Origin of the sequence: Lysobacter stagni (assembly GCF_030053425.1) — a bacterium.
Taxonomy (GTDB): domain Bacteria; phylum Pseudomonadota; class Gammaproteobacteria; order Xanthomonadales; family Xanthomonadaceae; genus Lysobacter_J; species Lysobacter_J stagni.
The window spans coordinates 1,191,629-1,204,123 of the sequence record NZ_JASGBI010000001.1 but is presented as its reverse complement, the minus strand read 5'-3'; the positions used below and the strand labels follow the sequence as shown (position 1 = coordinate 1,204,123).

The 12,495-nt window shown below is 68.2% G+C and carries 11 protein-coding genes and 1 pseudogene; 3 read left to right on the top strand and 9 right to left on the bottom strand.

Annotated features, from left to right (window positions below; all coding sequences use genetic code 11):
- Positions 1-7: 7 nt before the first annotated feature.
- Positions 8-778, bottom strand: coding sequence for a protein-L-isoaspartate(D-aspartate) O-methyltransferase (locus QLQ15_RS05380; RefSeq protein ID WP_283211812.1), 771 nt, complete (start codon positions 776-778; stop codon positions 8-10).
- Positions 751-1,570: pseudogene (locus QLQ15_RS05375) on the bottom strand (NYN domain-containing protein); the annotation flags it as partial. The pseudogene QLQ15_RS05375 and the gene QLQ15_RS05380, both read right to left, overlap by 28 nt.
- Positions 1,571-1,714: 144 nt before the next feature.
- On the opposite strand from QLQ15_RS05375, the gene tal reads away from it, so the two are divergent.
- The 3 genes from tal (at position 1,715) to QLQ15_RS05360 (ending at position 5,500) form a co-directional block, all read left to right on the top strand.
- Positions 1,715-2,662, top strand: coding sequence for a transaldolase (gene tal, locus QLQ15_RS05370; protein WP_283211810.1), 948 nt, complete (start codon positions 1,715-1,717; stop codon positions 2,660-2,662).
- 205 nt (positions 2,663-2,867) lie between these two features.
- Positions 2,868-4,223, top strand: coding sequence for an MFS transporter (locus tag QLQ15_RS05365; RefSeq protein ID WP_283211809.1), 1,356 nt, complete (start codon positions 2,868-2,870; stop codon positions 4,221-4,223).
- Complete coding sequence (locus QLQ15_RS05360; protein ID WP_283211808.1) at positions 4,220-5,500, top strand: NAD(P)/FAD-dependent oxidoreductase; 1,281 nt, start codon at positions 4,220-4,222, stop codon at positions 5,498-5,500. Before QLQ15_RS05365 ends, QLQ15_RS05360 begins: the two co-directional genes overlap by 4 nt.
- Before the next feature lie 22 nt (positions 5,501-5,522).
- Here the strand turns inward: QLQ15_RS05360 and QLQ15_RS05355 are convergent, their stop codons facing one another.
- From QLQ15_RS05355 to rhlB, 7 genes are all read right to left on the bottom strand, one after another.
- Complete coding sequence (locus tag QLQ15_RS05355) at positions 5,523-5,930, bottom strand: hypothetical protein (RefSeq protein ID WP_283211807.1); 408 nt, start codon at positions 5,928-5,930, stop codon at positions 5,523-5,525.
- 186 nt (positions 5,931-6,116) lie between these two features.
- Positions 6,117-6,992, bottom strand: coding sequence for an RNA polymerase sigma factor RpoH (gene rpoH, locus QLQ15_RS05350; RefSeq protein ID WP_283211806.1), 876 nt, complete (start codon positions 6,990-6,992; stop codon positions 6,117-6,119).
- A 258-nt stretch (positions 6,993-7,250) separates the two neighbouring features.
- A complete protein-coding gene (ung, locus tag QLQ15_RS05345) occupies positions 7,251-7,976 on the bottom strand; it encodes a uracil-DNA glycosylase (protein WP_283211805.1) in 726 nt (241 codons plus the stop codon).
- The gene (locus QLQ15_RS05340) at positions 7,973-8,812 is read right to left on the bottom strand and encodes a response regulator (protein ID WP_283211804.1); all 840 of its coding nucleotides are present in this window, start codon (positions 8,810-8,812) and stop codon (positions 7,973-7,975) included. Before QLQ15_RS05340 ends, ung begins: the two co-directional genes overlap by 4 nt.
- Positions 8,809-9,753 (bottom strand): permease-like cell division protein FtsX, encoded by a 945-nt coding sequence (gene ftsX / locus QLQ15_RS05335; RefSeq protein ID WP_283211803.1) that lies wholly within the window; start codon positions 9,751-9,753, stop codon positions 8,809-8,811. Before ftsX ends, QLQ15_RS05340 begins: the two co-directional genes overlap by 4 nt.
- Positions 9,750-10,433, bottom strand: a complete 684-nt coding sequence (gene ftsE / locus QLQ15_RS05330; protein ID WP_283211802.1) for a cell division ATP-binding protein FtsE — start codon at positions 10,431-10,433, stop codon at positions 9,750-9,752. The genes ftsX and ftsE overlap by 4 nt, the downstream gene beginning before the upstream one ends.
- A gap of 138 nt (positions 10,434-10,571) precedes the next feature.
- Positions 10,572-12,293 (bottom strand): ATP-dependent RNA helicase RhlB, encoded by a 1,722-nt coding sequence (gene rhlB, locus QLQ15_RS05325; protein ID WP_283211801.1) that lies wholly within the window; start codon positions 12,291-12,293, stop codon positions 10,572-10,574.
- Positions 12,294-12,495 lie beyond the last annotated feature (202 nt).

Below are 12,495 nucleotides of genomic sequence, written 5' to 3'. Positions count from 1 at the left end.
CCACGCGTCAGCGCTCCCGCAGTGCGCTTTCGCCGGCGCCGGTCAACGGCACGAAACGCACCGGCAGGATCTGGCGGGTGCGTGCGCGACCGCGCGCGTCCTTCTGCACCAGCAGCAGCGTCTGGGTGAAGAAGCTGCTGCCGACGGGAATCACCATGCGTCCGCCGGGCTTGAGTTGTTCGAGCAACGGCGGTGGTACCGACGATGCCGCGGCCGTCACCACGATCGCGTCGAACGGCGCGTGCTCCTTCCAGCCGTAGTAGCCGTCACCGTGGCGCGTGGCGACGTTGGGGTAACGCCGCAAGCGCTGCGCCGCCTGCACCGCCAGCGGCGCGACGATCTCGATCGAATGGACCTTCGCGCCCGACTCGGCGAGCACCGCGGCCTGATACCCGGATCCGGTGCCGATCTCCAGCAGCGTCTGCCCCGCGCGCGGTTCCACCAGCGAGGTCATCAGCGCGACGATGTACGGCTGCGAGATGGTCTGGCCGTAGCCGATGCCGAGCGGCCGGTTCTCGTAGGCGTTGCGGCGTTCGGACGCTGGCACGTATTCGTGGCGAGGTACCCGCGCGAGCAGCGCGATGGCGCTGCGGTCGATGCGGGCCGCGGTGCCGGCATCGGCACGGGCTTCGTCGTTGAGTTCGGCGATCAGGGCTCGCCTTGCGGCCGCGTACGGATCCGCGTTCTGCGCCGTCGCGGTGGACGACGTGCAGGCCAGCAGCACCGCGAGCAGAACGCGGCGGCACGGCACGCGGGCGCTGGCGGCTTCGCCGGGCATGCGGCGAGTCTAGAAGCGCCGGCGTTATCGCCCCGGCAAGGCGCGCATTCAGGCTTTTCGCGCGGCCCGACGCTTTCGCGGCGTGTAGCGCACCCACACGATCTGATCGGCGCGCTTGATCTCGAACAGGTCGCTCGCCTCGATCAGATCGCTGAGTTTTCGATAGCCGTAGTTGCGCGAATCGAACGACGCCTGGTTGCTGATCTGGTGACCGACCGCGCCCAGGTGCGCCCAACCGTCGTCGCCGGATGCCGAATCCACCGCGCTGCGCAGCATCTGCACCAGGCGGGTGTCGCCACGCAGCTCCGCGGCGGTCTTCGGCCGGGTGGACGGCGCGGGTGCTTCGCCGGTGGGCTGCAACAGGGCTTCCACGTAGGTGAACTTGGAACAGGCGTTGACGAAGGGGGCCGGCGTCTTCTTCTCGCCGAATCCGTACACCTTCACGCCCTCGGTCAGCAGGCGCATCACCAGCGGGGTGAAGTCGGCATCGCTGGACACGATGGCGAAGCCGTCCAGGTTGCGCGCGTACAGCAGGTCCATGGCGTCGATCACCATCGCCATGTCGGAGGCGTTCTTGCCCGAGCTGTAGGCGAATTGCTGGATCGGGCGGATCGCGTATTCGTGGAGGGTCGCTTCCCAGCCCTTCAGGTGGGGGCTCTTCCAGTTGCCGTAGGCGCGACGCACGTTGGCCGCACCGTGACGGGCGACCTCGGCCAGGATCACGTCGATCTTGGCCGCCGGTGCGTTGTCGGCGTCGATCAGCAAGGCGATGCGGCGCTCGGGTTCGGCCATGGCGGTTCCGTGAGGCGGTGGTCGGGTGCCTTCGAGCCTAGCGCAGGCGACACGCCATCGGTGTGTCGGGTTAGCGCTACCCCCGACCCGTTCGATCCTCCACAATGGCCGGGCGAACTCACGACAAGACCTTCGAACCCCACCATGACCCAGCTCGAACAGCTCCGCACCCTCTCGGCGGTCGTCGCCGACACCGGCGACATCGACGCCATCGCCCGCTTCCACCCGCTGGACGCCACCACCAATCCCTCGCTGCTGCTCAAGGCGGCCTCGCTGCCGGCCTACGCGCCGCTGATCGACTCCGCGATCTCGCAGGCCCGTGGCACCGACCTGGCCGCGCGCGTGGCCGACGCCGCCGACCTGCTGGCGGTGACGGTGGGCGTGGAGATCCTCAAGCTCATTCCGGGCCGCGTTTCGACCGAAGTCGATGCGCGTCACAGCTTCGACACCCAGGCCACGCTGGCACAGGCGCGCAAGCTGGTCGCACTGTACGAGCAGGTCGGCATCAGCCGCGAACGCCTGCTGATCAAGATCGCCTCCACGTGGGAAGGCATCCGCGCCGCCGAGCAGCTGGAGCGCGAAGGCATCCAGTGCAACCTGACGCTGCTGTTCTCGTTCGCACAGGCCGTGGCCTGCGCCGAGGCCGGCGTGTTCCTGATCTCGCCGTTCGTGGGCCGCATCCTCGACTGGCACCTGGCCAACGGTGCGCCGAAGCCGGCCACGCCGCAGGACGATCCGGGCGTGCAGTCGGTCACCCGCATCTGGCACCACTACAAGCGCCACGGCTTCAACACGGTCGTGATGGGCGCGAGCTTCCGCAACACCGGACAGGTACTGGCGCTGGCCGGTTGCGATCGCCTCACGATCTCGCCGGACCTGCTGTCGGAGCTCGCCGCGGCCGAAGGCGGCGTGCCGCGTGCGCTGGTCGACAACGGCGAGCGCGCACCGGCACCGGCGCGCCTGGATGAGATCGGGTTCCGCTGGGACCACAACGAGGACGCGATGGCCACCGACAAGCTCGGCGATGGCATCCGCAAGTTCGCCGCGGACCAGCGCAAGCTGGAAGCGATGCTGGCCGCCCGGCTGGGGTAAGCGTTCGCTGGCATGAGACGAAGAAGCCCGGCCGATGCCGGGCTTTTTTGTTTCCCATGCCGTCATTCCCGCGAAGGCGGGTCCATCGATCCGTCGCATCAAGCCCTTCGAAAGAAGTGGCGCGTGCAGGCATGGATCCCCGCCTTCGCGGGGATGACAGCAAAGGAAGCCACCGCACCATCACCGCTTCGGGCACACTATGACCATGGATGCCACCGTGCCGATGACACCCACCCAGCGCCTGCGCAGCATCTTCAGCGGTTCGGTCGGCAATCTGGTGGAGTGGTACGACTGGTACGCGTACTCCGCCTTCGCGATCTACTTCGCGCCGCATTTCTTCCCCAAGGGCGACACCACCGCGCAATTGATGGACACCGCGGCGGTCTTCGCGGTGGGCTTCCTGATGCGGCCGGTCGGCGGCTGGCTGATGGGCCTGTATGCCGACCGCCACGGCCGCAAGGCGGCGCTGATGCTGTCGGTGCTGCTTATGTGCGCAGGCTCGTTGCTCATCGCCGTGGCGCCGGGCTACGACCGCATCGGACTGGCCGCGCCCGCGCTGCTGGTGTTCGCGCGCCTGCTGCAGGGGCTCAGCGTCGGTGGCGAGTACGGCACTTCGGCCACGTACCTCAGCGAGATGGCGCACTCGCGGCACCGCGGTTTCTGGTCGAGCTTCCAGTACGTGACGCTGGTGATGGGCCAGCTGATCGCGCTGGCGCTGCTGGTACTGCTGCAGCGCGCGCTGCTGACCGAAGACCAGCTGCACGACTGGGGCTGGCGCATTCCCTTCGTCGTGGGCGCGCTGTGCGCGGTGACCGCGCTGTACCTGCGCCGCGGCATGCAGGAAACCGAATCCTTCGCCACCGCGCGGAACACGCGCGATCGCCAGCAGCGCGGCAGCCTGCGCGTGCTGATGCAGCACCCGCGCGAGGTGCTCACGGTCATCGGCCTGACGATGGGCGGCACGCTGTCGTTCTATACCTTCACGACGTACCCGCAGAAGTTCCTGGTCAACACCGGTGGCTTCAGCAAGGCGGACGCGACGCTCATCTCCGCCGCGTCGCTGTTCGTGTTCATGCTGTTGCAGCCGGTGGTGGGCGCATTGTCGGACCGCACCGGGCGCCGCCCGATCCTGATCGCCTTCGGCGTGCTGGGAACGCTGTTCACCTACACCATCCTCAGTGGCATCGCCACAGCGTCCACCGTGCTCAATGCGTTCGCGTGGGTGATGTCGGGCCTGCTGATCGTCAGCGGGTACACCTCGATCAACGCCGTGGTGAAGGCCGAACTGTTCCCCGCGCACATCCGCGCGCTGGGCGTGGGCCTGCCCTACGCGCTGACCGTGTCGCTGTTCGGCGGCACCGCCGAATACCTCGCGCTGTGGTTCAAGCAGATCGGGCACGAGTCGTATTTCTACGTCTACGTCACCGCTTGCGTGGCGGTCTCGCTGCTGGTGTACGTGTCCATGCGCGATACGAAGCACCACTCGCGCATCGACCGTGACCACGAATCGCGCGACACCGTCGACGCCAACGCCCCACTTCGGGAAAGGACACCCGCATGACCTCCGATCCGCGCCCGCATGTGGTCATCGTCGGTGGCGGATTCGGTGGCTTGTGGGCCACGCGCGCGCTCGCCGGCCGCGACGTGCGCATCACGCTGATCGATCGCCGCAATCACCATCTGTTCCAGCCTCTGTTGTACCAGGTGGCCACTGCAGGGCTGTCCGCTCCCGACATCGCCGCGCCGCTGCGCCACATCCTGCGCGCGCAACGCAACGTCGAAGTGCGCCTGGGTGAGGTGGTCGGGCTGGATGCGCAGGCGCGCACGGTCTCGCTGGGCGATGGCGACTCGTTGACGTACGACTACCTGCTGCTCGCCAGCGGCGCGATGCATGCGTACTTCGGCCACGACGAATGGAGCGCCGACGCGCCCGGCCTGAAAACGCTGGACGATGCACTGGCGATCCGCCGCCGCTTGCTTCTCGCGTTCGAACGCGCCGAAGCCTGCGACGACCCGGCGGAACGCGAGTCGTGGTTGAGCTTCGCGGTGGTCGGCGGCGGCCCCACCGGCGTCGAACTCGCCGGCACGCTGGCCGAGATCGCACGGCACACGCTGAAGCGCGAGTTTCGCAACATCGATCCCTCGCACGCGAAGGTGCGCCTGATTGAAGCGGGGCCGCGCGTGCTCGCCTCTTTCCCGGAGTCGCTGTCGGAGAAGGCGCGCCGGCAACTGCACAAGCTCGGCGTGGAAGTCGTCACGGGAACGCCGGTGGGTTCCATCGACGACAGGGGTTACACGCTGGGCGACACGTTCGTGCCTGCACGTACCGTGCTGTGGGCGGCCGGCGTGGCGGCCTCACCGCTGGGCGCGCTGCTCGGTGTGGAGCGCGATCGCGCCGGACGCGTGCCGGTGTCGTCCGACCTGAGCGTGCCGGGCCATCCGGAGATTTTCGTCGCGGGCGACCTGGCCAGCGTGCAGCAGGATGGCAAGCCCGTGCCGGGCGTCGCGCCCGCGGCCAAGCAGATGGGCGCGCATGTGGCGAAGGTCATCGGCGCAAGACTCGACGGAAAGCCCGCTCCTGCTTTCCGCTATCGCGACTTCGGCAACCTCGCCACCATCGGTCGCATGGCCGCCGTGGTGGACGTGCACGGCGTCAAGCTGTCGGGACTGCTCGCGTGGTGGTTCTGGCTGCTGATCCACGTGATGTTCCTGATCGGCTTCCGCAACCGCATCATCGTGCTGATCAACTGGGCCTGGGCGTACTGGAGCTACCAGCGGCACGCGCGGATCATCTTCGGGCCTCTCGACCAGCGCGACGACGACGGCAGCCGCGCGTAGCGGCTGCCGCCGGTGCGTCACATCAGGTCCAGATATCGATGTACTCCGCCGTGGCGGTGACGGTCTTCGTCGCGCCAGTGGCGGTGTCCTGGATGGTCACGGTCACGGTGACCGGCTGGCCGCCGCTGGTGTCCTTGCGGATGGAACGGTTGCACCAGGCCGCGGTGGCACCGCAACCGGTCACCGACCACTGGAAGGTATAGCTGCCCGGCGCCAGGCCGATCACTTCGAAATGCGCCGTGGTCGGATTGGGCTGGCCCGGTCGCCAGCCGCTGGAACAGAAATCGGACGTCAGCTGGTCGAACGCCGACGTATCCACGTAGCACGCGAGCGTTGCATTGCTCACGTCTCCCGCCTTCGCCGCGGGCGCATACGTCCCCAGCATCGAACCGCACAGCACCAAAGCCGCCATCGGAAGCTTCGCACTCATCCTGAGTCTCCTTGCGTTGGGTTCGCCCTTCCCTGTCACCGCACCGCGCGGTGGCGGAGGGCCCGCGCACGTTCGGGGCCCTGCGATGAAATCGGCGTGAAGGCCGCGCAGGCAACGTACGGACGCCGGAAAGCAGAACGGCCCGGAGGTCCGGGCCGTTCGCGTGTCGCATGTCGCTTCGGAAGGTTACGCCGCGAACAGCGCGCGCATCTTCTTCAGGGCATTGGCTTCGATCTGGCGGATGCGCTCGGCACTGACGCCGTATTCGTCGGCCAGTTCCTGCAGCGTGATCTTGCTGTCCGCATCCAGCCAGCGGCGTTTGACGATGTCGCGCGAACGCTGGTCCAGGCCGGAAAGGCCCTCGCGCAGCAGCGCCAGGTGGCTGTCTTCCTCGTCCTTGCGCTCGTACGCCTGCGAGGGGTCCTCGCCATCGGCGCGCAGGTACGCGACCGGCGACGGCGGCGCGTTGTCGTCGTCCTCGTCCGGTGCGTCGAAACCAATGTCGCGGCCCGAAAGGCGCGATTCCATCTCGAGCACTTCGCGCTCGGAGACGTTGAGGTCCTGGGCGACGGCACGCACTTCCTCGGCGTTCATCCAGCCCAGGCGCGTCTTCGACTTGCGCAGGTTGAAGAACAGCTTGCGCTGCGCCTTGGTCGTGGCGACCTTCACGATGCGCCAGTTCTTCAGGATGAACTCGTGCATCTCGGCGCGGATCCAGTGCACCGCGAAGGAAACCAGGCGCACGCCCTGTTCGGGATCGAAGCGCTTGACCGCCTTCATCAGGCCGATGTTGCCTTCCTGGATGAGGTCGCCGATCTGCAGGCCATAGCCGTTGTAGCCGCGGGCCACGTGGACCACGAAGCGCAGGTGGGAATGGACCAGCTCACGGGCGGCGTCGAGGTCTTCGTCGTCGCGATAGCGACGCGCCAGGGCCTGTTCGTCTTCAGCGCTCAGCACCGGGATGCGATGCACGGCATTGACGTAGGCGTCCAGCGAACCGAGCGCACTCGGCACCGGCAGGTTGTTGGAAACCAGGGGAAGAGCGAGGCTGTTCTGGGTCATGGCAGGCATCTTAGCAGTCGGGTCCTGGGACTGCTAAAGGGGTTGGAAGTTCCTCAGTGTTGCAGAAATGGAACGAGCATCCGCCTCGCGGCTCGACTGAGCGCACGGGCGAAACTCGACTTAAATCAATCACTTGGCTGGACGGGCCAGGATTGGCCATCAAGTCTATCGGCAGCGATCCGAAGGAAACGTGAGCCCGGGCCGCGTCCAGCCACGGGATGAGACCGCATTCAGGCGCAGGAGTTCCCGACGACGAGGTCAGATGGTCAGCTCGGCTCGCGGAGGAAGGGACCAGTCGATCGGCGACTGCCCGTTCCGGGCGAGGTATTCGTTGGTGGCGGAGAAGTGCCCGCACCCCAGGAAGCCGCGGTGCGCCGACAGCGGCGAGGGATGCGGCGCCTTCAGCACGCGATGGCGACGCGGGTCGATCACCTTGCCCTTGGCCTGGGCGTAACTACCCCAGAGCAGGAAGACCAGGCCTTCGCGCTCGCGGTTGAGCACGTCGACCACGTGGTCGGTGAAGCCCTCCCACCCCTTGCCCTGGTGCGCCCCGGCCCGGCCTTCCTCCACCGTGAGCACGGCGTTGAGCAACAGCACACCGCGGCGCGCCCACGGCAGCAGGCAGCCGTGATCGGGGCGGGCGATCCCGAGGTCGCGCTGGATCTCCTTGAAGATGTTGTCCAGCGACGGCGGCACCGGCACGCCGGGCAGCACCGAGAAGCACAGGCCATGCGCCTGGCCAGGGCCGTGGTACGGGTCCTGCCCCAGCACGACCACCTTCACCGCCTCGAATGGCGTGGCGTCGAAGGCGGCGAAGATGTTCTGGCCGGGTGGATAGATGCGTGCCCCGGCGGCCTTGCGGTCGCGCAGGAACGCCGACAGCGACTGCATGTCCGGTCGTTGCAGGTAGTCGCCGATCCGGTCCTTCCACGAGGGGTCCAGACGGACGCGGTCGTGCGCGCCGTGATCGGCGGCCTCGTTCATGCGTCCAGCGTCGCCGGCTCCGCCAGGCGCGCCAGGCGAAGCTGGAACAGCGTCTTGGTGACCAGAAGGCGTTCCTCGATCGGCTTGAGCACCAGATCGTTCGCACCGGCGCGCAGCAGTGCGCTCTGGTTGTCCGCGTTGCCATCGCCGGTCATCACCAGCACCGGAAGGCGACGCTTGCCGTAGCGGAAGTCTTCGCGCAGGCGGGCGAGCAGGTCGTTGCCGCTGAGTGCGCCTTTCAGATAGACGTCGGTGAGCACCAGATCGCAGCCGACATCGTCCTGCCCGCGATGCGTCTCCAGGTATTCCAGCGCTTCCTCCACGCCGACGAAGTGCAGCACGGTCAGTCCGTGGCGCTCGAGCATGCGCTTGGTCGCCAGCGCGACGACCTTGCTGTCTTCGACATATAGGACGCGCGCACCGGGGATGGGCTGTGGCTGCACGTAGCCGCGAATGAACGCGGCCAGCGCCGTGTGACCCAGCGCCTTGTCGAAATAGTCGGTGACGTCTTCGGTGAAACGGCGCGATTCCAGATGCGACTGCGCGTCGCCCGAAACGACGATGATCGGGACGTAGGCCTGGCCGGCCGCCTCGCGCACGGCGCGTGCGAGCGCGATGCCATCGCCGTCGGGCAGGGACAGCGACGTGGTGACCAGGTCGACCGCACCGCTGGCGAGAGCGGCACGCGCCTCGCCGATGCCCGCACAGGGCACCACGATCGCATCGCTCAGCTCGCGGGCGAGCACGTCGCCGATGAGCTTGCGCACCAGCTTGGAGCCGTCCACGACCATGATCCGCGGTGCGGCGTTGGCTAGATGGCGGAGATCCTGGCTCATGTCGTGGGTCGAGTCTGACGCAGGTAGTGGCCGGTGACGAGGCCGGCGCCCAGCCACCCCAGAACGCCGGAAGTCACGACGATCCCCACCGCGGAGGCGAGATCGAAGCCCTGCAGGGAAAACTGGCTGCCGTAGCTGCGTGCCAGATCGGCCAGCGGCGCGCGCAGGGCCTGATCGGCGGCGGTCAGCAAGGCCAGCGCGAGCGCGCCGGCGACCACGCCATAGCATGCGCCCAGGTACAGGAACGGCCGGCGGATGAAGCCGTCGGTGGCGCCCAGCTGCTGCAGTACGGCGATTTCCTCGCGGCGCGACTGGATGTCCAAGCGCACCGTGTTGCCCACCACCAGCAGCGCGCCCAGGCCGAGCAGCGCCGCCAGCACCCAGGCCAGGCGCACGCCGAAGCGCAGCCAGCTGTCCAGGCGCTGACGCCATGCGGCGTCGTGCTGGACCACATCGACTTCCGGCAGGTTGCGCAGCGAGTCGGCCACCAGAGTCTCGTCGCCCTTCGGCGAAACGATGAGCAGGCTGGGCAACGGGTTGCCCTCGACCGCACTGATCGCCTCGCCCAGGCCGCTGCTGTGGCGCAGTTCGTCCATGCCCTGTTCAGGCGTGCGCAGTTCGACGGCGGCGATATCGCCGCGGTTGCGCAGCTGGTCGGCCAGCGCGCGGGCGCGCGGCACGTCCACCGTGGTCTTCAGGAACAGCGACACCTGGCGCGACTGCTCCACGGTGCCGGTGAAACGTTCGACATTGCCCAGCGCCGCCCACAGGCCCACCGGCAAGGCGATGGCCACGGCCATGACGCCGATGGTCAGTGCGGTGGCCCACGGCTTGCGCAGCATGCGGCCCGCGCTGGCGACGAGGCTGTAGACGTGATGGTCGAACCAGGTGCCCAGGCGCGAGCGCGGCGGGCTGGGCGGCGGTGCGGTCTGCGCGCTCACTGGGCCAGGTCCTCGGGCGAGATGTCGTCGACCAGGCGCCCCTGGTTCAGCACGAGCACCCGCTTCTTCATGCGCTTGACCAGCGCCAGGTCGTGGCTGGCGACAAGCACGCTGGTGCCGCGCTCGGGCAGCGACTCGAACAGCGCCATGATTTCCGCCGAGAGCGTCGGATCGAGGTTGCCGGTGGGTTCGTCGGCGACCAGCAGGCGCGGCTCGCCGACGATGGCGCGGGCGATGCCCACGCGCTGCTGCTCGCCCGCCGACAGCTGCGTGGGCAAAGCGCCGGCGCGGGAGCCCAGGCCTACCTTGTCCAGCACGTTGCGCACGCGCTTGCCGATGTCGCCGCGACGCATGCCGCGCAGGATCAGCGGCAGCGCGACGTTGTCGGCGACGCTGCGGTCAGCCAGCAATCGATGGTCCTGGAACACCACGCCCACGTCGCGACGATGCAGCGCGATGCGGCGGCCGCGCACCTTGGTCAGGTTCTGCGAACCGAACAGCACGGTGCCGCGGCTGGGGCGCTCGGACAGGTGGATCAGCTTGAGCAGGGTGCTCTTGCCCGCGCCGGAATGGCCGGTCACGAACAGCATCTCGCCCTGCGCGACCTCGAAGCTGACCTCGCTCAACGCATCGCGGCCTTCGTATCGCTTGCTGACATTGTCGAAGCGCAGGACGCTCATCGCTCACCGGTGCTCACACTCGTGCCGCCAAGTATCGGCGGCGCGAGCGGGGATGGCTAGGGCGGAAAACGCACCCGCGCACAATCCGCGAAATACGTCCGACCGTCGGCGCCGATACGCGGATCGGCGCGACGCGGGTCAGTGCTGACTGCGCGGCGAGCGCGAAATCAGCGACTTCAGCCCACGGCCGATGCGGTGCAGCAGACCGAGCTTGTCGCCATCCTTCGCTGCCTTCTGCGCGTGGACCTGAGTGGGCTGCTTGGATGCAGGGGAGGCTGCAGCCGCCACTGCGCCGTCGGCGCCCTCGATACGGCGGCCACCACGACGACGGCGGCGCTTGCGCGGCGCGCGCTCGGCGTCGCCGGTGGGCGGCATCGCGGCTTCGACGGCCTGATGCGCCTGCGTGGTGGGCTCGGCTGCCGGCTGCGGACGCGGCTTGCGTTCGCCACGCGGCGCGCCATCACGACCGCCCTCGCTGCGACGACCGTCGCCACGGCGCTCTCCGCGACCCTCGACACGCCCGTCGCGACGACCGCCACCGCCGCCACTGCGGCTGCGGCCACCACCACGACGCTCCTCGTCGGCGGCGCGTTGCTCGCGCGCTTCCTTGAAGATCGCGCCGATGCTTTCCTGCTCGCCTTCGCCCTCGGCACCTTCCGGCAGTTCGCGCGGTGCACGCGGGAGGGCGACCAGCAGGTCCGCCTCCACGGCCGCCACCGGCAGCTTCTGCTCGATGTAGGCCTCGATGTCCGGCAGCGACATCGCGTAGCGCTCGCAGGCGAAGCTGATCGCGTCGCCCTCGGCGCCCAGGCGCGCGGTGCGGCCGATGCGGTGGACGTAGTCCTCCGCGTCGAACGGCAGGTCGTAGTTGTAGACGTGGCTGACACCGTCGATGTGCAGGCCGCGCGCGGCCACATCGGTAGCTACGAGGATTTCGAGCTGGCCCTTCTGGAACTTGTTGAGCAGCGACTCGCGCTTCTTCTGCGGGACGTCGCCGGAGAGCACGCCAACGCGGTAACCGCCCCGCTCCAGCGCGCGGGCGACGCGCTCGACGAAGGCCTTGGTGTTCACGAACACCATCGTGCGCGCGCCCTCGCTGCGCGAGAGCAGGCCCAGCAGCAGCGGGATCTTCTCGTCGTCGGCCGGGAAGAACACCTTCTGCCTGACCTTGGCTGCCGTGATGAACTCGGTTTCGACGACGACCTTTTCCGGCTCGTTCATGTGCTCGTACGCCAGCTCCAGCACGCGATGGCTGAGCGTGGCCGAGAACAGCAGGGTCTGCCGCTCGGTGCGGATCGGCATGCGCCGCAGCAGGAAGCGGATGTCCTTGATGAAACCCAGGTCGAACATGCGGTCGGCTTCGTCCAGCACGCACACTTCGCAGGCGTGCAGCGACACGACCTTGTGCTGCTTGACGTAGTCGATCAGGCGGCCGGGTGTGGCGATGATGACGTCGGCGCCCTTCTGCAGCAGCTCGCGCTGCTTGTCGTAGTCGACGCCGCCGTACACCAGCGCGAACTTCAGGCCCAGCTCGCTGCCGAACTTCACCGCGTCCTTGTGGATCTGGATGGCCAGCTCGCGCGTCGGCGCCAGGATCAGCGCGCGCGGGTCTTCGGGCTTGCGTTCGGCCAGCGCCGGGCGGGTGAGCAGTCGGTTGATCACCGCGACCAGAAACGCCAGGGTCTTGCCGGTGCCGGTCTGGGCCTGGCCGGCGACGTCACGGCCCTGCAATGCGATGGGAAGCGTCAGCGCCTGGATGGGCGTGCAACGGGTGAAACCTGCGGCTTCCAGTCCGGCCAGGAGGCTCGGATGCAGGTCGAAGGAAGAGAAGGAAACGTCGGTTAAAGGCTTGTCGCTCATCAGCTTTGGAGAGTCCGCGCGCGCCGTGCAGTGCGGCATGCCAGGGTGCGTTGGCGCGCTTGCTTGGGTGGCGTCCGCATCGCAGACTGCCGGGGCCGGCCCGGTGAGGCGCCGGCTCGGATAGGGTGTCGGCGAGGACTTGAAGTCGCCGCGAAACGCCCCAGTTTACCGTAACCCCCGATCCGGTAACGCCGGGGCGGGC

Excerpts from the sequence above, each read along its gene's own strand:
- ftsE (WP_283211802.1), bottom strand. The coding sequence starts at position 10,433 with ATGAGCGTCCTGCGCTTCGACAATGTCAGCAAGCGATACGAAGGCCGC.
- rpoH (WP_283211806.1), bottom strand. The coding sequence starts at position 6,992 with ATGACCCAGAACAGCCTCGCTCTTCCCCTGGTTTCCAACAACCTGCCG.
- QLQ15_RS05380 (WP_283211812.1), bottom strand. The coding sequence starts at position 778 with ATGCCCGGCGAAGCCGCCAGCGCCCGCGTGCCGTGCCGCCGCGTTCTG.
- QLQ15_RS05340 (WP_283211804.1), bottom strand. The coding sequence starts at position 8,812 with ATGAGCCAGGATCTCCGCCATCTAGCCAACGCCGCACCGCGGATCATG.
- QLQ15_RS05365 (WP_283211809.1), top strand. The coding sequence starts at position 2,868 with ATGGATGCCACCGTGCCGATGACACCCACCCAGCGCCTGCGCAGCATC.
- rhlB (WP_283211801.1), bottom strand. The coding sequence starts at position 12,293 with ATGAGCGACAAGCCTTTAACCGACGTTTCCTTCTCTTCCTTCGACCTG.
- ung (WP_283211805.1), bottom strand. The coding sequence starts at position 7,976 with ATGAACGAGGCCGCCGATCACGGCGCGCACGACCGCGTCCGTCTGGAC.
- QLQ15_RS05355 (WP_283211807.1), bottom strand. The coding sequence starts at position 5,930 with ATGAGTGCGAAGCTTCCGATGGCGGCTTTGGTGCTGTGCGGTTCGATG.
- tal (WP_283211810.1), top strand. The coding sequence starts at position 1,715 with ATGACCCAGCTCGAACAGCTCCGCACCCTCTCGGCGGTCGTCGCCGAC.
- QLQ15_RS05360 (WP_283211808.1), top strand. The coding sequence starts at position 4,220 with ATGACCTCCGATCCGCGCCCGCATGTGGTCATCGTCGGTGGCGGATTC.